Origin of the sequence: Pantoea eucrina (assembly GCF_002095385.1) — a bacterium.
In the GTDB taxonomy this organism is placed as follows: Bacteria; Pseudomonadota; Gammaproteobacteria; order Enterobacterales; family Enterobacteriaceae; genus Pantoea; species Pantoea eucrina.
Genome location: NZ_MIPP01000060.1, coordinates 1 through 16,970 on the forward strand (window position 1 = coordinate 1; position 16,970 = coordinate 16,970).

Consider the following 16,970-nt stretch of genomic DNA (forward strand, 5'->3'; position numbering starts at 1 on the left):
GGGGCAGCCTGGCGCAGGCGGTAACGGGCGCGGCGGCACCGTACCTGGCAGAGATTATTAAACAGACCGCGCCGGATGAGGCGGGCCGCATCATGGCACATGCGGCTATGGCTGGTGTCATAGCTGCGGCACAGGGCAACTCAGCGCTGTCCGGTGCGGCGGGCGCAGCCACCACGGCATCGGTGGGTGAAGCCATCAAAAAGGCACTGTATGGTGATGTGCCTGTCAGTCAGCTGAATGAGGAGCAGAAGCAGACGCTGGTCGCGCTGGGCACGGTTGCAGCAGGGCTGGCTGGCGGCCTTACCGGTAATTCAACAGCTGATGCGGTCGCAGGCGCCCAGGCTGGCCAGAATGAAATCAGTAACAATATGTTCAGCGCGGGCATGTTGCAGCAGATGCTGGCACAGGAAACGCTCAACTCAGCGGCGATGGCCGAAGCGGGTAAAGGCGGAGCCAGTGAGCAGGCGGCGCTGGCACTGACGAAGAAAGTCAAAGAGGGGATGGACGCGGCCTGTTTGGCGAATACCAGCTGCATGCTGATGGCGGTGGTTGCGGCTCAACAGAACGGTGACAGCGACAATAGCGGTTCCACGCCAAATGTTGGTAAGGATCTGACTGATGCTGAGAAAACTGAGCTGGCTGGTGCCGGATCGGGTACTCCAACTCCCCCTGAGAATGATCCCAAGCAAAAGAATGATAAACAGCCTCAGCAGCTTAATCAAAAACAGGAAAGTGCTATTAGAAAGATCGACAACACTATAAAAAATGCCCTGAAAGACCATTATATAACCGGAACATTAAAGGACATGGATGGCAATCCTGTACCTAAACAAGATGGAGGTTACTGGGATCATATGCAGGAAATGCAAAATACTCTCAGGGGATTAAGAAATCATGCGGATACATTAAAAAATTTAGACAATCCTGAAGCACAGGCTGCATATGGTAGAGCTACTGATGCTATTAATAAAATTGAATCTGCTCTGAAAGGACATGGAATATGACGACGTTCCGTATTTTGATAGGGAATATCAATAAAAGTAATGATATAAGCCAGAAATCTTCTCTTGAAGAATGGTTCGAAAGAATTCTCGATATGCCTATTGAAGATCTAGAAGTAGAAGATGTTTGTCGCGCCATAAGACAAAAAATATGTATTGACCAGCTATTACCTAAGATATTAACTATTTTGAAAGAAGATCCTCTTGCAGGTGAGTTTTATGACGGTGAGCTTATATCATCTTTATCGACAATAACCGAAAATGATTTAAAAATTAACAAAGAAACATTTATTGAAATAAGGGGTGTCATAAACGAATTAGATCCTTCAGATATAAGTGACGATCTAAGAAAAGACATTTCAAAAATAAATCAGATAACACTATAGCAAAATCCCCGGCAATGAGCCGGGGTTTTACTTTATAACCCGTTCCGGAGAACAACAACGCCATCGGCGCCAGCCTATCTTACGGCAGCCAGTCCTTCACCTCCAAATGCTTAATGACCTGTCCGGTAAGAATCAGTCGGTAGCGGATAGCGTTAAGGCGCTGATGAGCAGTGAATGGTCTGCGGTAGCTGATATCATCATACAGGCGACCGAAGTGAACTAAATGGCGTTGGAAGCGACGAGCGGGATGCTGGCCGGGGTAATATTGCCGGGTAAGAAATTTCCGGGAGTCGTAAACCGTATTGAAACGGTGCTTAAAGCTGAAAAGAATTGGGAAGTAGCCAGAAATAAAGCCATGAATATAGTCGATGATTTAGGTACTGATTCAAATTCTGTTATTGGTCAGTTAGAAGTAAGTGCTGGCAATGAAAAAGTTGTTAGTCGTAAATCCAGTGATGGCAAGTTAGGTAGTGTGTTGATTATGACCCAGAGAAAGGGACGCACATTAGTATATCGGATTATTCGAAAAGCAAATAACCTGGTAAAGCAGTTAAAACAGTCATACCTTTTTAAAGTGATGAAAAGACTTTTGAAACTATATTGAGATAATTAAACAGGTAGAAATAATGACTTTATTTGATGAGTGTAAAGAAGCATTGTTTTCTGATTTTCATTTGGTTATCGGCGATGAGGAGAATAAAGCTATTGACTTACTTAATAAATACCCTATTGCCCTAGGGGGGGTTGTATGGAATGAGATAGAACATAGTGATTATGATAATTTGTATGATGTATTAAACGTAAGCATAGTAAAAAATCAAGACGTATTTTTCCTGGCAGATGATGCTGATATACCGATATTTAGGACGAATATTAAGCTGATCGCTGAAAATGTCTATGATGTTACGGCATTGTCACCAAAATTATTTATTTATAATAATGAAATTATAATACAACCTTTATTCCCATCCGAGAGGTTTCGTGTTGGGTCAAGACCTGGACGTTCGTGACGGGAGGCAGCCGGGCGCAGGCGGTAACGGGCGCGGCGGCACCGTATCTGGCAGAGGTTATTCATAACCAGACGCTGAACGCGGACGGTTCGGTAAACGTGCAGGCGAACCTGATGGCGCACGCGGTGGTGGGGGCGGTGACGGCTTACGCGGCGGGTCTCGCGGGTAGGTAGCGGGCGAGACGGAACCGGCCGCGCTGGCCGAAAAAGACTATCGTTGCATCTCTGGCTGGTGGGTCTGGGCTGAAGCGTGTGGCAGTGAAGGCAGTGGGGAACGCGGCGGCTGAACAGCCTTCAACATCTGAAAGAGTATCAGCCCCGGTACTGGCTTATCCGGCAGTTTGCGCCAGCAGAAATCGGGCCAGCGTCTGGATCGGTTATAGGATTTACTTTGTTCGCAGCTGGCATCATAAAAAAACCGCCCGCAGGCGGTTTTTAGTCAGCTCAGCGCATAGTGCATAGCGCTACTCGCGCGTTTTGCCCTCTTCAATAAACTCTTCATCAATCTCTTCGGCGTTGTCGCGGTTATCGCGACCGGAGAGGAGGTTCCAGCAGGCGATGAACAGAGCGGCAATCAGCGGGCCAATCACAAAGCCGTTGATGCCGTAGATTTCCATGCCGCCCAGCGTGGCGATCAGGATCATATAGTCCGGCATCTTGGTGTCTTTACCCACCAGCAGCGGGCGCAGAATGTTATCTACCAGGCCGACAATCACCACAAAGAAGCCGACCAGGAAGAGGCCTTTCCACAGCGCGCCGGTGGCAAAGAAAAAGATCGCTGCCGGCACCCAGACGATGGCGGATCCGACCGCCGGGATAAGCGACAGAAACGCCATCAGCGCACCCCACAGCAGGCTGCCGTCGATGTCAGTGATCCAGAAAGCAAAGCCGCCCAGTACACCCTGAACAATTGCCACCACCACGGTTCCTTTCACCGTCGCGCGCGACACCGCAGCAAACTTCATCAGCAGATGATGCTTCACATAGGTGGAGAGCGGCAGCGCTTCGAGGATCAGGCCCACCAGCCAGGCACCATCTTTCAGCAGGAAGAACAGTAAATAGAGCATCACGCCAAAGCTTACGGTAAAGGTAAACGTGCCTTTACCAATCAGCAGCACGCTGCCCGCCATATACTGGCCCCCTTTCAGCGCGAACTCAGAGAGCTTTTGCTGAATCTGGGCAGAGTTGTTGAGATCGTGGTCGGCCAGATAGCGCTGCGCCCAGCCCGGCAGATGCTGCAGCAGCTCAGCAAACACTGTCGGAAACTGCGCTGAATTATTCTGCAGCTTGACGTAAACGGTATTGATCTCCACCACCAGCGATGAGGTGATGATCGCCAGCGGCGTAAATACAATCAGACAGATAATCATCAGCGTGACAAAAGAGGCAAGCCCGTTACGGTCGCCCATTTTACGCCGCAGCAGCACCTTCAGCGGGGCAAAAATCACCGCCAGGATAGCCGCCCAGAGAATGGCAGAGAAATAAGGTGACAGCACATCAAAAAAGGCGATGGTGACAATCGCCAGGATAAGAATAAAGAAACCGATATTTAAGCCTTTAACACGCATTCCATAGCCTCGCAAATAAACGTAGCGAAAGAACTATAGAACGGCTGGCGCAGAATGTAATCTGTTTCACATGATTGAATGCAGTAACGGATAAAAATCTGTCCTGAGCCTGCGCCAAACCGGAGAACCCTATGCTTGAACTGCGACCTAACTGTGAGTGGTGCAATGCCGATTTACCGCCGGAAAGCGCGGAGGCACGTATCTGCTCATTTGAATGCACATTCTGCGCAACCTGCGCTGAGCATGTTCTGCTGCAGCGCTGTCCGAACTGCAGCGGCGAACTGGTCCGTCGCCCGATACGACCTGCCGCAGCGCTGGCGCGGCATCCGGCTTCTCTGCTGCGGCACATCCGGCAGCCGTAATTCCGGTGCGCGCAATGAGTGACCAGCAGATAATTAATTAAGCTGCTTATAATGTTATCCGCAGTGAAACCAGAGATCAGAAAGGGCAGTTATTTTCCTGTTGCCAGCCCCAAAAGGTAATTATTTTAATTTTATGTTTTTTATGAGATTTTAATTCCGCCACTGGCGCGAGGTCAGAGCACTGACCTTATTTATAAGCAGCGTTAATCAGCCCGGCAGCGTTAAGTAATATTCCTAAATCCGATTAATTTTATTTATTGTTTTAGCGGTGAAGTGTTATTCTGCGCGCGCAATGCTGGTGATGTGGCGTTGTGTGCTTCAGTTTTACCCTCTGATTTGCAGGGTTTCCCTGTTTCTGAATAATGAAACATTTTTATTTACCCGATCCCTGCGGTCGGGTTTTTTTATGTTTTTTTCTCTGCGGTACTTATTTGTATCCGGCCGGACATCTTCGTTAAGAAAGCGCTAAGGCAGTGTAATTTACTGTAATAATGGAGTTTTTAAGAGTGAAGGAACTATTATTCGCTGCGTGACTGGTTAATAGTCTCTGCCGGCAGCGCACTTATTGCTGCTGTGATGGAGACCATGGTGAAAAAAATTAAAACGCAGATCGCTATTTCCCTTATTGCATGCAGCACGCTGTTTTCTGCGCTGAGTCAGGCAGAAGGCCCTGGCGGTCCCCGCTGGAATACACATGAAAGCCAGCACGCATCCGGGCGGGAAGCCGATCGCCGTGGACCCGGTAATGAGCGTCACGGCGAGCGGGGCGGGCCGGAAGGGCATCATCACGCTGACCGCTTTGCCTGGCAGGGGCATGAGTTCCGGCGCGGCCAGCCGATACCACCCGCCTATCGCGGTACCGGATACCGCGTGGATAACTGGCGCGATCGCGGCCTTACCGCACCGCCGCGCGGTGAGCACTGGGCCTTTATCGACGGCAATTATGTGCTGGTAGCGGCTGCAACCGGCATCATCACCGCCATATTACTCAACGGCGCCTTCGATTAATCTCTTGCCGGGAGGAACCACGCCTCCCGCTGCGCTTCTGCTTTCACCCTTTGCCAGGCTATTCTGTGAGCTACCGCTAATACACATGTGCTAAGGAGTGATGATGGCCGCAGTAAAAATGGTAGCAGTGGATATGGATGGCACCTTTCTGGATGACCGTAAGCAGTATGACCGGTCGCGGTTCATGGCCTGCTACCAAATGATGAAACAGCGCGGTATCCGGTTTGTCGTCGCCAGCGGCAATCAGTATTACCAGCTGAAATCCTTTTTTCCGGAAATAGCCCATGAGATCGCGTTCGTTGCGGAGAACGGTGCGTGGATCCTCGATAGTGAAGAGGAGCTTTTCTGCGGCGCGTTCAGCCGTGAGGCGGTGCACGCCGTGCTGGATACGCTGCAGCAGGGTAACTATCCCGGCCTGCGCTTTCTTATCTGTGGTCGCAACAGCGCCTACTACTTTGCCGGTGCGGACGCGCAGTGGCTGCAGAAGATGCGGCATTATTGCCACCGCCTGCGGCCCATTGAGACGCTGGATGAGATTGCGACGATCGACTGTTTAAATTTGCCCTGAACCTCTCTGATGACTATGTGCCGGTTTTAATGGCAGACATTGAGCGGCTGCACCAGGGATCGGCTGCGGCCACCTCCAGCGGCCACGGCTCAGTGGATTTGATTGTGCCTGGCCTCCACAAGGCCAACGGACTGCGTCTGCTGCAGCAGCGCTGGGGGATTGAGAGCAGCGAAGTCCTGGCATTCGGCGATGGTGGCAACGATCTGGAAATGCTGGCGCAGTCGGGATTTAGCTTTGCGATGCAGAACGCGCCGGCGCGGGTGAAAGCCGCGGCGCGCTATGTCACCGCGGATAATAATCATGCTGGCGTGCTGCAGGTCATCGAGCAGATGCTGGCGGGTGAGGGCCCGTTCGCCTGAGCAGAGCGCGCCGGCAGGCTCAGAGCACGCGCCACGCCTGAACAAGCATGTCGGTCATCTGCGCGCTGTTATAGGTTACCCAGCTATTTTTACTGTTGGCGCGTGCGACAATCCAGCCCACCTCTGTGGCAGAGAGCGCAGGTCCCTCCTGCCAGAACGGCACAATAGCGTGCTGCTGCAGCCAGGCTTTCAGCGCCAGCGGGGCAGGCGCGGAGACGCCGGGCATCAGCTGCGCCGCAAACGTGCTCATCAGGCGCTGCTGTTCAGGGTGGTCGCTTTCTGCCAGCTGATCCAGAAACGGAAACAGCAGGCGGCCGCAGGCTTCACCATGGTGAATCGCTTTGATCGCCCCCAACTCGCCTGCGATGCCATGGATCACGCCCAGGCCGGCGCTGCTCAGGCAGAGGCCGCCCAGCCAGGACGCCATCATCATTGCCTCACGCGCCTCGTCACCCTGCCGGTCAGCGCGGTTCAGGTAAGGCCAGGCCTGAAAAAAGAGCCGCAGGCCGCTGAGCGCCATCTGCTGAGTAAATACGTTGCCTTTCTTTGACAGGTACGCTTCGAACAGATGCGTAAAGGCGTCAATTGCGCAGGTAGCGAGGACGCTATCAGGTGCGCCGCGCAGCAGGTCGGGATCGAGAATCGCGACGGAAGGAACAAAGTTTGGATGGCGCAGCGACGCTTTTATTTTGATGTGCTGCTGATCGGTGACCACAGCGTTTTGCGTGACTTCACTGCCGGTGCCGGCGGTAGTGGGGATGGCGATCAGCGGCAGCGTGTCGCCCTGCACCGGTGTATCCCCCACTTTTTCCAGGTAGTGCGCCGTCGGCAGCGGATGCTCTATCATGGCGCAGAACGCTTTTGCCGCATCCAGCACGCTGCCGCCGCCAATCGCCACCACCCGCTTAACCCGTCCGCGCCAGCGCGCGACCCAGACGTCAATCTCTTCCGGAGAAGCCTCATGACTGACTATTTCATAGTCCTGGATAGCGTGTTGCAGCTCACCCTTCAGCTGCTGCCACGTCTCGCTATTGAGAAATGAGCGGCCGCAAAACAGCAGCGCAGGCTGCGGCTCCTCAGCCAGCAGCGCGGGCAGAGTGCGAATGCTGCCGCGTCCGCACAGAGTTCGCTGGTTACTGTAAAGTGCAATCAGGTTCTCACTCACCTGTCTATCCTTTCAGATTGATTTCGGGCAGCCAGTGTAGCGAAAAGCGCTGCTGACGCAGGTATAAACGCCGGTAGCTTAATGAACAAAAGTTGATCGCCTTCGCAAAAACGAAATTCAGCCTGCCGCTCTGATGTTACCGGCCCGGTGTTGCCCTTAACATGATACCGGTAACAGTATGACGCATTTCGCAACATCCGGCTTCATCTGGCCGATCCGGTAGTACAACGCAACCCGCTGGCAACTGACGCCGCGCGTAAAAAGTGGAGAATAACCATGCCATTACTCTATGTGGCCATCGGCGTAGCGCTACTGCTACTGCTGATGATTCGCTTCAAACTTAACGGCTTTATCGCGCTGATTCTGGTGGCGCTGGCGGTGGGCATGATGCAGGGCATGCCGGTCAATAAAGTGATCGGCTCAATCAAAACCGGCGTAGGCGGGACACTTGGCAGCCTGGCGCTGATTATGGGCTTTGGAGCCATGCTGGGTAAGCTGCTGGCTGACTGCGGCGGCGCGCAGCGTATCGCCACCACCCTGATTGCAAAATTTGGTGAGAAGCATATCCAGTGGGCGCTGGTGCTGACCGGTTTTACCGTGGGCTTTGCGCTGTTTTATGAGGTAGGGTTTGTACTGATGCTGCCGCTGGTATTCAGTATCGCTGCCTCAGCGCGCGTGCCGCTGCTTTACGTCGGCGTTCCCATGGCAGCCGCGCTCTCGGTAACGCACGGTTTTCTGCCGCCGCATCCGGGTCCGACCGCGATCGCGACGCTGTTTAACGCTGATATGGGTAAAACGCTGCTTTACGGCACGCTGCTGGGGATCCCTACCGTGATTCTGGCTGGCCCGGTGTATGCGCGTTTTCTGAAAGGCATCGATAAGCCAATTCCGGAAGGGCTGTGGAATCCCAAAACCTTTACAGAAGCAGAGATGCCAGGATTTGGCGTCAGCGTCTGGACCGCGCTGGTGCCAGTGATCCTGATGGCATTGCGTGCGGTGGCTGAGATGCTGCTGCCGAAAGGACACGTACTGCTGCCTTACGCTGAATTCTTTGGCGACCCGATTATGGCAACGCTGATCGCCGTTCTTATCGCTATTTTTACCTTCGGTCTGAATCGCGGACGCAGCATGGATGAGGTGATGGGCACCATCACCGACTCCATCAAGATCATTGCAATGATGCTGCTGATTATTGGCGGTGGCGGAGCCTTTAAACAGGTGCTGGTAGACAGCGGCGTGGATAAATATATTGCGGGCATGATGCATGCGACCAATCTGTCGCCGATTTTTATGGCCTGGTCGATTGCGGCGATCCTGCGTATTGCGCTGGGTTCAGCCACGGTTGCCGCCATTACGGCTGGCGGGATTGTTGCACCGCTGATCGTGACCAGTGGTGCCAGCCCTGAGCTGATGGTGATAGCAGTAGGCTCCGGCAGCGTTATCTTCTCGCACGTTAACGATCCCGGCTTCTGGCTGTTTAAAGAGTATTTTAATCTCACCATCGGTGAGACTATCCGATCGTGGTCGGCGCTGGAGACGATTATTTCCGTATGCGGTCTGGCAGGCTGTCTGCTGCTCTCTGCTGCGCTGTAATCAGCTTATAACGGGCCACAGAATTGTGGCCCGACAGCCTTAATGTGGCTGCTCAAAACCCGCTTTTACCATCTGCTCGCGCAGTGCACGGGTAATTTCACGATTGCCCCCCGTTACCGGTAGATGACATTGTTTACCACATCATCCAGATAGTGTTCATCAAACTCCTGCATGGTCAGCTGCGTACCGCCTTCGTCGTTAATAGCGATACTCCCTTTAATATGGCTGCCGACCTCCTTCGCCTTCAGGCTATAACGTCCCATGCTGGTATTAATCGTACTCATAATTTCTCCTCGTTTCGCTAACAGAGATAACCATTGAGGCCCGTCACAGGCGCTTTAAGTTTAGCGCGTCGAAATCTGTAAAGAGCGCCTGCAGGGCCAGTTAATGGCTGAGCTGCGACCCTGCTCGCAGAAATAGCACGGGCTTATTCACCTGGCCGGTGAAGCGAAACGCGTATCGGCAGCGTGCGGCGCGTTCAGGATATTCAGCTATACTCATCGGCGGATGCATAAATTTTCAAACTGAAGGAGCGAATAATGAAAATATTTCTGTGGATCATTGCGATTGTCTTTATTGTCGGGCTGCTGACTATTACTGGTGTATTCAAGCTGATTTTCTGACGTATTCAGGCACCTGCGGGTGCCTGAAATTGTTATCGCGCATAACGTACAATAGCCTCTCTGACGGCTATTTCAGGCGGTTTAACATCCGAACTGTTTAGCGGCTTTCTGCATACGGCACAGCGTGCGCCGTGATGAGCTGCCGGCTCTGAAGCTTCACTCCGCTGGCACGTATAAAAGAATTTTTTACTGCCGCACTGGCTGCAACAAATCGTCACCGTTTCTCTCCCTGTTCCCTCCCGGAAAATAAGAAATATCGCAATCAGACCCTGGCTTCAAATGATTAATTCTGTTTACCTGTGTGGTGGCAGACAAAATTTACGTTATTTTATGATAAATAACATTTTTTTGCTTTTAGCCGATTTTCAAAATTGCACTTTATGTCACAAAAGCACTTTTTCTGATTCGTTTAACTGCGGTTTTATTCGTAACGGCCTTCGCAGGTACAATAGGCCCTTGCATGCGCGTTATTTCAGGCTATATCTGAAAAGGATTACCGCTACTTTTGGCAATTTCAGACGCAAAAATGCAGCAATCACTTTTGCAGAGCTGGCTACAGAGGTTCTGCACGCTATTAAATTTTGTAATAACAGGGTTTTATCCGTGAATCGACACGTTTCAGCAGCCATGTCGGGCTGCGTGTTGACCTTACTGGTCTCATTTTCTGCCTCAGCCGCTACGGCAGGCGCCGCGCTTAAAGCGGGATGGAATAGTTTCAGCGACAGTGTGGCTCAGACCTGGTCTGCGCCGCAGCATTACGATCTTTATGTGCCTGCCATCACCTGGCACAACCGCTGGACGTATGATGATGCGCACATCAGAAAATATAACGAACGGCCGTGGGGGGCAGGGGGCGGCATCTCGCGCTGGGACGATAAGGGTAACTGGAACGGGCTCTACGTGATGGCGTTTAAAGACTCCTTCAACAAGTGGGAACCGATTGCCGGCTATGGCTGGGAAGCGACGTGGCGTCCGCTGCAGGATCAGCGTTTTCATCTGGGAGCTGGCTATACGGCTGGCTTCACCGCGCGCGATAACTGGAAATATATTCCGGTGCCGCTGGTGCTGCCGCTGGCATCCGTAGGCTACGGACCCGCCACGTTTCAAATGACTTACATTCCCGGTACTTATAACAACGGCAACGTCTATTTTGCCTGGCTCAGATTCCAGTTTTAAGCGAGCACATAAGTGCAAAAGTGTGATGCAAAGACAAAAATCCGATATTTATCACTTTTTCATCAATTCGGACTGGACAAATGCCACTGCAATTGCTGTACTAGATGACGACACAGTTTAGTGTCCATTTTTCATGTAAAGGTAATATAGATGTCCAAGATCAAAGGTAACGTTAAGTGGTTTAATGAGTCCAAAGGATTCGGTTTCATTACTCCAGAAGATGGCAGCAAAGATGTATTCGTACACTTCTCTGCTATCCAGAGCAACGGCTTCAAAACTCTGGCTGAAGGTCAGCGTGTAGAGTTTGAAATCACCGACGGCGCTAAAGGCCCATCTGCTGCTAACGTTACCGCTCTGTAAGTTAACAGTCAGAATTTTAAAAACCCGCCTGATGGCGGGTTTTTTTTATTCTTTTTTCAGTTATGCCACCAGGTGATCAGCCAGGCGGCTACCACTACCGCAGCAAAAGTCAGTGCCAGCATCTCTTCCGAAGAACGTGGGATCCAGTTTTTCATTCTACTCGCCTCAGATGTGATTTCCCTCAGCATGCCAAAGCAAGATTAAGTCAGCCTTAAGCTCAGATGACAGAAATATGACGCCACAGAGTGCGCTTAATGCTTCACAAACCAGAGTTTTAACCACTGCCGCTTGCAGCTTTTCCCGTTCACAGGCTATATAAACATCAGCCCGATACAAGGAGAAGCACTATGCATATACGTGAGGCGCGGCCTGATGACTGTTTCGCCCTGAGCGCGCTGCTGGCTGAGCTTGGCTATAGTGGCACTGAGCACTTTATTGAAGCGCGGCTGGCGCAGCTTTGTACTCATCAGGATGAGATCCTGCTGGTGGCTGAACACGGAACGCAGGTACTGGGATTTTTGTCGCTGCATTTTATTCCGCAGCTGGCGCTGGCAGGTGATTTTGCCCGCATCAGCTACTTTTGCATTGCTGAAGGTGAACGCAGTAAAGGCAGCGGCCAGCAGCTGCTGTCCCACGCTGAACAGCTGGCGCGGCAGCGAGGTTGCGATCGTATGGAGGTGCACTGTCACGCTTCGCGGCTTAAAGCTAATCAGTTTTACGCACGTGAAGGCTATGTGGAGTCACCGCGCTACCATACAAAAGATCTCTGTTAGCGCACCGGTATCGGAGGAGAGACAATGAGAGCGGCAATGGGGCAGTTCGCCGTCAGCAGCGAATGGCAGGAGAATATCGTCACCTGTCGCGATTTGATGCAGCGTGCGCGGGCAGGAGGAGCCGATCTGCTGGTGCTGCCGGAAGCGGTACTGATGCAGGACAGAGAGCATCCCGATCGTATTCTGCAGGCGGCCCAGCCGCTTGATGGGCCGTTTGTCAGCGCGCTGCTGGCTGAAAGCGCAGAGAACAGCCTCACCACGATTATGAGCGTGCACGTACCGGCTGCCGCAGGAAAAACGCAAAATGTGCTGGTCGCCCTGCGTAATGGCAGGATCATTGCGCACTACGCCAAGCTGCATCTCTATGACGCCTTTGCGATGCAGGAATCACAGCGCGTTACGGCAGGCAGCACTATCCCGCCGCTGATTGAGGTCGCCGGCATGAAGGTCGGGCTGATGACCTGCTACGATATTCGTTTTCCTGAGCTGGCGCGACGCCTGGCGCTGGATGGGGCAGAGGTACTGGTGCTGCCCGCTGCGTGGGTCAGAGGCCCGCAAAAAGAGCGTCACTGGGCGCTACTGACGGCGACCCGGGCGCTGGAAAACACCTGTTATCTGGTCGCCACTGGTGAATGCGGGCCGCGTAATATTGGCAACAGCATGACGATCGATCCGCTGGGGGTGACGATCGCGCAGGCCGCTGAATCTGCCACGCTGATCTTCGCCGATCTTGAGGCGGAGCGACTCGCTTACGCACGCCGCATTTTGCCGGTGCTGGAGAACCGTCGCTTTGCCACGCCGCAGCTGCGTCAGGAGTGACCGATCCGATCTTACTCTGTTACAGAATTCTGTTGAGTGCCGGCGCAGAGTGCGCGTTAATAAAGGCTGTCCGTTATACGTGAGAGCTGAAGGTAGAGTATGGAAGGTATCAGTATTGCCAAGCTGCTGATTATCGGTGCACTTATTGTTCTGTTATTTGGTACCAATAAGCTGCGTTCGCTGGGCGGTGATTTAGGATCGGCGATCAAGGGCTTTAAAAAAGCCATGAAGGACGACGACAGCACCGTTGCAAAGAGCAGTGCAGATGAGATCCCGGCAGAGCGCGTCAGCCATAAAGAGTAAAGGCGTGCCCGGGCCGCACAACTGTAACAAGTTGTGATGAAAAAAAACCAGACTCACAGAGGCTGGTTTTTTTGTATCAGGAGGATGTCAGCAGAGGATTATTTTACTTCCAGTCCTTTAGCCTGCATATCCGCATGGTAAGAAGAGCGCACAAACGGGCCGCAGGCGGCGTGAGTGAAGCCCATCGCCATCGCTTCTTCTTTCATCTCATCAAATTCCGCCGGGCTGACATAGCGCTGTACCGGCAGATGATGGCGGCTCGGCTGCAGATATTGCCCCAGCGTCAGCATGGTCACACCGTGGCGGCGCAAATCGCGCATCACTTCCACGATCTCCGCGTTGGTTTCGCCCAGGCCCACCATCAGGCCCGATTTGGTCGGAATATCAGGATGCGCCTCTTTAAAGCGCTCCAGCAGCTTAAGTGACCACTCATAGTTAGCGCCGGGACGCACCTGACGGTAAACGCGCGGCACGTTTTCCAGGTTGTGGTTAAACACGTCAGGCGGCGTGGCGGTGAGGATCTCCAGCGCACGATCCATACGCCCGCGGAAATCAGGGACCAGCGTTTCAATTTTGATGCTGGGACTCTTCTCACGAATAGCCGTGATGCAGTCAGCAAAGTGCTGTGCGCCGCCGTCACGCAGATCGTCACGATCGACAGAGGTGATAACCACGTACCGCAGCGCCATATCGGCAATGGTCTGCGCCAGCTTCAGCGGCTCGTTCGCATCAGGGGCGTTAGGACGACCGTGTGCCACGTCGCAGAACGGGCAGCGGCGGGTACAGATGGCGCCAAGGATCATAAAGGTGGCGGTGCCGTGGTTGAAACACTCTGCCAGGTTAGGGCAGGACGCTTCTTCGCAAACAGAGTGCAGGCCATTTTTGCGCATCGCAGCTTTAATGCCCTGGATGCGGCTGGAGTCAGCCGGCAGCTTGATCTTCATCCACTCCGGCTTACGCAGAATTTCGTCGCGCTCGGTGACCACGGTTTTCACCGGAATCAGCGCCATTTTGTCGGCATCGCGATACTTGACGCCGCGTTCCATCTGAATTGGTTTACTCATAAATCTGCAGGTTCCGATCGGGATTGCGATTTGAAAGCTTCCTCACTCAAACTGAGAACCAGGCTTTCAACTTTTTTTGAAAAATTTGCAAAAATTATATCATCTCGCCGCTGCATAAGCAGCCGCTATGCGGTGAGAAAGGTTACAATTTTGTAAATACGCACGCACAGACAAGGTCAGTCCGCGCTTTCATCCTGCCACGCCATCTCTTCAAATCCCGTCAGATGTGCGAAGTGTGCCACCAGACGCGGACGCACATCAGCTGGCATAGCGTCAGGCCGGAACCGGCTCAGCTGCGTCATCTTCATCCCGGCATAGCCGCATGGATTGATACGCAGGAACGGAGCCAGATCCATTGCGATATTCAGCGCCAGCCCGTGGAATGAACAGCCTTTACGGATACGTAGTCCGAGTGAACAGATTTTGTCATCACCCACATAGACGCCGGGCGCATCTGCGCGCGCGCGCGCCGTCACGCCGTACTCTGCCAGGGTGGCAATGACGGTCTCTTCCAGTGCCGTAACCAGCTCGCGCACGCCCAGCCTGCGCCGCTTAATATCCACCAGCACGTACATGATTTGCTGCCCCGGGCCGTGATACGTCACCTGACCGCCGCGATCGCTCTGCACCACCGGGATATCGCCCGGCATCAGCAGATGTTCAGCTTTACCAGCCTGTCCCTGCGTAAAGACCGGCGCGTGCTCAACCAGCCAGAGCTCATCGGGCGTTTCCGCATTGCGGGTATCGGTGAAGTGATGCATGGCATCGGAGACGGGCTGCCAGTCGCGCAGGCCGAGGTTGCGTACAAGAAGCGTATTTGCAGACACAGCGGAGGTCCGGTAAAGAGGGAAAGCCTGAGTATAACGCTGGCAAAGCGGGCTTTGCCAGCGCCGGTGTTACAGTACCATGCGCACGATATCGATGTTACCCAGCTCTTCATAGAGCGTTTCAACCTGCTCAATATGGGTCGCGTTAATAGTAATGGATACAGAGTGATAGTTGCCTTTGCTGCTGGGCTTTACATCAGGTGTATAGTCGCCAGGCGCATGCCGCTGCACCACTTCAACCACTTGATCAACCAGCTCTGGCTGCGCCAGTCCCATAACTTTATAGGTAAACGGGGTAGGGAATTCGAGCAGTTCATTCAGTTTGGTTTTCATATTGGCTCCGGTGCTTAAAAAAACAGGCTCCCGCCTGGGCGAGAGCCTTGATCATATCTTATTTATGGGCGAGCTGGTGGTTTTTCAACCGTAAATCAGCCAAACCAGTGATGGAACATCAGTTTGATGTAGTCGATGATACGGCCAAAGAAACCGCCTTCCTCAACTTCATTCAGTACAACCAGCGGACGCTGTTCAACCGTTTTACCATCCAGCTGGAAGTTAATGCTGCCAACCACCTGGTTTTTCTTCAGCGGCGCGTGCAGTTCGGTGTTGTTCAGCACATAGCTCGCTTTCAGATCTTTCATCCGGCCGCGCGGGATAGTCAGATAGGCATCTTTCTCCACGCCCAGCTGAACGCGATCGGTATTACCGAACCAGACCGGTTCAGAAGCAAACTCTTTACCCGCTTTCAGGGGTGCCACGGTTTCAAAGAAGCGGAAGCCCCAGGTCAGCAGCTTTTTGCTTTCGGTCTCGCGTCCTTTAAAGGTGTGACCGCCCATTACGGCGGAGATCAGGCGCATCTGGCCTTCGGTGGCAGACGCCACCAGATTGTAGCCCGCGGCTTCAGTATGGCCGGTCTTGATGCCGTCCACCGCCAGACTGCTGTCCCACAACAGGCCGTTGCGGTTCATCTGACGAATATTGTTAAAGGTGAACTCTTTTTCACGATAGATAGCATACTCATCCGGCACGTCGCGGATCAGCGCCTGACCAATCAGCGCCATATCGCGCGCGGAGCTGTACTGGCCGTCAGCATCCAGCCCATGTACCGTCTGGAAATGGGTGTTTTTCAGACCCAGCGCTCCGACATAGTTATTCATCAGGTTAACAAACGCGTCCTGACTGCCAGCCACATAATCCGCCATTGCGACACAGGCGTCGTTACCGGACTGCAGCACGATGCCGCGTGTCAGCTGGGAGACCGGCACGCGATCGCCTGGCTTAAGGAACATCAGCGATGAGCCTCTGAATACCGGGTTGCCGGTAGCCCAGGCGTCTTTACCCACGGTAACAATGTCATCCTGATGGATTTTACCGGCTTTAACCGCCTGACCAATGACGTAGCTGGTCATCATTTTCGTCAGGCTGGCGGGATCGCGGCGCGCATCGGCGTTCTTTTCGGCCAGCACCTTACCGGAGTTATAGTCGATTAGTACATAAGCCTCAGCATCAATGTCCGGCACGCCCGGAATCATAGTTTTGAGATTGATATCATCAGCAAAGGCAACATGGCTGAGAGAGAGGGCGACCAGTGATCCCACTGTCAGGCGTTTCAGCAAACGAGAAGGTTTCAGCGTATTCATGTTAAGGACTACAACATCCGTGGGGTTAGGGTGAAAAAAGTGCCTTACTATAGCAAATGCGGGATCGGGCAGCATCCCGCATTGCCGGTCAGTTTTAGCCGTAAATGTTACTGTCCGTCACTATCAGGGACGGGCTGTGGTAATAAAGGCGTTAATCTGCGCTTCGGTACTGAGGCGCTGCTGCAGCGCTGCGGCGTCAGCCCGACGGGCAAAGCTGCCAAGCTGAACACGATAGACATTACCGCTGGTCTCAACCTTACCCGGCACGCCGAAGCGCTTACCGAGCGTGCTGGCCAGCTGCTGCGCGCGACCCGCATCGTTCAGCGCGCCAGCCTGAACAACAAAGCTGCCGCTGGCCGGTGCGCC

At 53.2% G+C, this 16,970-nt stretch carries 19 protein-coding genes and 4 pseudogenes; 15 read left to right on the forward strand and 8 right to left on the reverse strand.

The genetic code is table 11. The features are described from left to right. The 5 genes and pseudogenes from HA43_RS17385 to HA43_RS18920 form a co-directional block, all read left to right on the forward strand. On the forward strand, positions 1-1,004 hold a 1,004-nt coding region (locus HA43_RS17385), incomplete at its 5' end, for a VENN motif pre-toxin domain-containing protein (protein ID WP_094112220.1). Further along, on the forward strand, positions 1,001-1,387 hold the full coding sequence (locus tag HA43_RS17390) for a contact-dependent growth inhibition system immunity protein (protein WP_094112221.1): 387 nt from the start codon (positions 1,001-1,003) through the stop codon (positions 1,385-1,387). The genes HA43_RS17385 and HA43_RS17390, both read left to right, overlap by 4 nt. 298 nt (positions 1,388-1,685) lie before the next feature. Further along, a pseudogene (locus HA43_RS18955) lies at positions 1,686-1,960 on the forward strand (hypothetical protein); the annotation flags it as partial. A 53-nt stretch (positions 1,961-2,013) separates the two neighbouring features. Next, positions 2,014-2,397: a CDI toxin immunity protein gene (locus HA43_RS17400; RefSeq protein WP_094112222.1), complete on the forward strand. Its 384-nt coding sequence runs from the start codon at positions 2,014-2,016 to the stop codon at positions 2,395-2,397. Continuing rightward, positions 2,394-2,555: pseudogene (locus HA43_RS18920) on the forward strand (VENN motif pre-toxin domain-containing protein); the annotation flags it as partial. The gene HA43_RS17400 and the pseudogene HA43_RS18920, both read left to right, overlap by 4 nt. Positions 2,556-2,860: 305 nt before the next feature. Here HA43_RS18920 and HA43_RS17405 read toward each other — a convergent pair. Then, a complete protein-coding gene (locus HA43_RS17405) occupies positions 2,861-3,964 on the reverse strand; it encodes an AI-2E family transporter (protein ID WP_071668968.1) in 1,104 nt (367 codons plus the stop codon). 131 nt (positions 3,965-4,095) lie between these two features. Between HA43_RS17405 and HA43_RS17410 the strand changes: the two genes are divergently transcribed. From HA43_RS17410 to HA43_RS17420, 3 genes and pseudogenes are all read left to right on the forward strand, one after another. Beyond that, complete coding sequence (locus tag HA43_RS17410; RefSeq protein ID WP_094112223.1) at positions 4,096-4,326, forward strand: DUF1272 domain-containing protein; 231 nt, start codon at positions 4,096-4,098, stop codon at positions 4,324-4,326. Positions 4,327-4,914: 588 nt separating this feature from the next. Next, positions 4,915-5,334 carry an RcnB family protein gene (locus HA43_RS17415; RefSeq protein WP_094112228.1) on the forward strand — a complete coding sequence of 140 codons (420 nt, stop codon included), beginning with the start codon at positions 4,915-4,917 and terminating at the stop codon, positions 5,332-5,334. Positions 5,335-5,437: 103 nt separating this feature from the next. After that, positions 5,438-6,261, forward strand: a pseudogene (locus HA43_RS17420) (Cof-type HAD-IIB family hydrolase). A 19-nt stretch (positions 6,262-6,280) separates the two neighbouring features. Here HA43_RS17420 and HA43_RS17425 read toward each other — a convergent pair. Beyond that, on the reverse strand, positions 6,281-7,426 hold the full coding sequence (locus HA43_RS17425; RefSeq protein ID WP_169713307.1) for an iron-containing alcohol dehydrogenase: 1,146 nt from the start codon (positions 7,424-7,426) through the stop codon (positions 6,281-6,283). A 276-nt stretch (positions 7,427-7,702) separates the two neighbouring features. Between HA43_RS17425 and gntT the strand changes: the two genes are divergently transcribed. Then, the gene (gene gntT, locus HA43_RS17430) at positions 7,703-9,019 is read left to right on the forward strand and encodes a gluconate transporter (RefSeq protein WP_039383106.1); all 1,317 of its coding nucleotides are present in this window, start codon (positions 7,703-7,705) and stop codon (positions 9,017-9,019) included. Between the two features lie 39 nt (positions 9,020-9,058). Here the strand turns inward: gntT and HA43_RS17435 are convergent. Further along, positions 9,059-9,303 (reverse strand): annotated as a pseudogene (locus HA43_RS17435) (hypothetical protein). 255 nt (positions 9,304-9,558) lie between these two features. Here HA43_RS17435 and HA43_RS19485 point away from each other — a divergent pair. The 6 genes from HA43_RS19485 (at position 9,559) to tatE (ending at position 13,073) form a co-directional block, all read left to right on the forward strand. Further along, positions 9,559-9,642, forward strand: a complete 84-nt coding sequence (locus tag HA43_RS19485) for a small membrane protein YohP (RefSeq protein WP_446676465.1) — start codon at positions 9,559-9,561, stop codon at positions 9,640-9,642. 603 nt (positions 9,643-10,245) lie between these two features. Beyond that, entirely contained in the window at positions 10,246-10,818 is a 573-nt protein-coding gene (gene pagP, locus HA43_RS17445) for a lipid IV(A) palmitoyltransferase PagP (protein ID WP_342039323.1), read from the forward strand. A gap of 150 nt (positions 10,819-10,968) precedes the next feature. Continuing rightward, on the forward strand, positions 10,969-11,178 hold the full coding sequence (gene cspE, locus HA43_RS17450; RefSeq protein ID WP_010615627.1) for a transcription antiterminator/RNA stability regulator CspE: 210 nt from the start codon (positions 10,969-10,971) through the stop codon (positions 11,176-11,178). A 347-nt stretch (positions 11,179-11,525) separates the two neighbouring features. Continuing rightward, positions 11,526-11,951 carry a GNAT family N-acetyltransferase gene (locus HA43_RS17455; RefSeq protein ID WP_094112225.1) on the forward strand — a complete coding sequence of 142 codons (426 nt, stop codon included), beginning with the start codon at positions 11,526-11,528 and terminating at the stop codon, positions 11,949-11,951. A gap of 24 nt (positions 11,952-11,975) precedes the next feature. Beyond that, entirely contained in the window at positions 11,976-12,770 is a 795-nt protein-coding gene (locus HA43_RS17460) for a deaminated glutathione amidase (protein ID WP_094112226.1), read from the forward strand. A gap of 99 nt (positions 12,771-12,869) precedes the next feature. Further along, the gene (gene tatE / locus HA43_RS17465) at positions 12,870-13,073 is read left to right on the forward strand and encodes a twin-arginine translocase subunit TatE (protein WP_039383119.1); all 204 of its coding nucleotides are present in this window, start codon (positions 12,870-12,872) and stop codon (positions 13,071-13,073) included. Between the two features lie 98 nt (positions 13,074-13,171). On the opposite strand, the gene lipA is transcribed toward tatE, so the two are convergent. The 5 genes from lipA to HA43_RS17490 form a co-directional block, all read right to left on the reverse strand. Then, positions 13,172-14,137: a lipoyl synthase gene (gene lipA, locus HA43_RS17470; RefSeq protein WP_039383121.1), complete on the reverse strand. Its 966-nt coding sequence runs from the start codon at positions 14,135-14,137 to the stop codon at positions 13,172-13,174. A gap of 176 nt (positions 14,138-14,313) precedes the next feature. Further along, positions 14,314-14,964: a lipoyl(octanoyl) transferase LipB gene (gene lipB, locus HA43_RS17475; protein WP_094112227.1), complete on the reverse strand. Its 651-nt coding sequence runs from the start codon at positions 14,962-14,964 to the stop codon at positions 14,314-14,316. Positions 14,965-15,033: 69 nt separating this feature from the next. Next, positions 15,034-15,297 (reverse strand): DUF493 family protein YbeD, encoded by a 264-nt coding sequence (gene ybeD, locus HA43_RS17480; protein ID WP_039383125.1) that lies wholly within the window; start codon positions 15,295-15,297, stop codon positions 15,034-15,036. Positions 15,298-15,392: 95 nt separating this feature from the next. After that, entirely contained in the window at positions 15,393-16,604 is a 1,212-nt protein-coding gene (dacA, locus tag HA43_RS17485; RefSeq protein ID WP_039383127.1) for a D-alanyl-D-alanine carboxypeptidase DacA, read from the reverse strand. 123 nt (positions 16,605-16,727) lie between these two features. Continuing rightward, positions 16,728-16,970 (reverse strand): SPOR domain-containing protein (locus HA43_RS17490; RefSeq protein ID WP_211279586.1); only part of this gene is annotated, 243 nt, incomplete at its 5' end.

Excerpts from the sequence above, each read along its gene's own strand:
- HA43_RS17405 (WP_071668968.1), bottom strand. The coding sequence starts at position 3,964 with ATGCGTGTTAAAGGCTTAAATATCGGTTTCTTTATTCTTATCCTGGCG.
- HA43_RS17460 (WP_094112226.1), top strand. The coding sequence starts at position 11,976 with ATGAGAGCGGCAATGGGGCAGTTCGCCGTCAGCAGCGAATGGCAGGAG.
- cspE (WP_010615627.1), top strand. The coding sequence starts at position 10,969 with ATGTCCAAGATCAAAGGTAACGTTAAGTGGTTTAATGAGTCCAAAGGA.
- HA43_RS17455 (WP_094112225.1), top strand. The coding sequence starts at position 11,526 with ATGCATATACGTGAGGCGCGGCCTGATGACTGTTTCGCCCTGAGCGCG.
- gntT (WP_039383106.1), top strand. The coding sequence starts at position 7,703 with ATGCCATTACTCTATGTGGCCATCGGCGTAGCGCTACTGCTACTGCTG.
- HA43_RS17390 (WP_094112221.1), top strand. The coding sequence starts at position 1,001 with ATGACGACGTTCCGTATTTTGATAGGGAATATCAATAAAAGTAATGAT.
- dacA (WP_039383127.1), bottom strand. The coding sequence starts at position 16,604 with ATGAATACGCTGAAACCTTCTCGTTTGCTGAAACGCCTGACAGTGGGA.
- tatE (WP_039383119.1), top strand. The coding sequence starts at position 12,870 with ATGGAAGGTATCAGTATTGCCAAGCTGCTGATTATCGGTGCACTTATT.
- HA43_RS17400 (WP_094112222.1), top strand. The coding sequence starts at position 2,014 with ATGACTTTATTTGATGAGTGTAAAGAAGCATTGTTTTCTGATTTTCAT.
- HA43_RS17410 (WP_094112223.1), top strand. The coding sequence starts at position 4,096 with ATGCTTGAACTGCGACCTAACTGTGAGTGGTGCAATGCCGATTTACCG.
- lipA (WP_039383121.1), bottom strand. The coding sequence starts at position 14,137 with ATGAGTAAACCAATTCAGATGGAACGCGGCGTCAAGTATCGCGATGCC.
- HA43_RS19485 (WP_446676465.1), top strand. The coding sequence starts at position 9,559 with ATGAAAATATTTCTGTGGATCATTGCGATTGTCTTTATTGTCGGGCTG.
- ybeD (WP_039383125.1), bottom strand. The coding sequence starts at position 15,297 with ATGAAAACCAAACTGAATGAACTGCTCGAATTCCCTACCCCGTTTACC.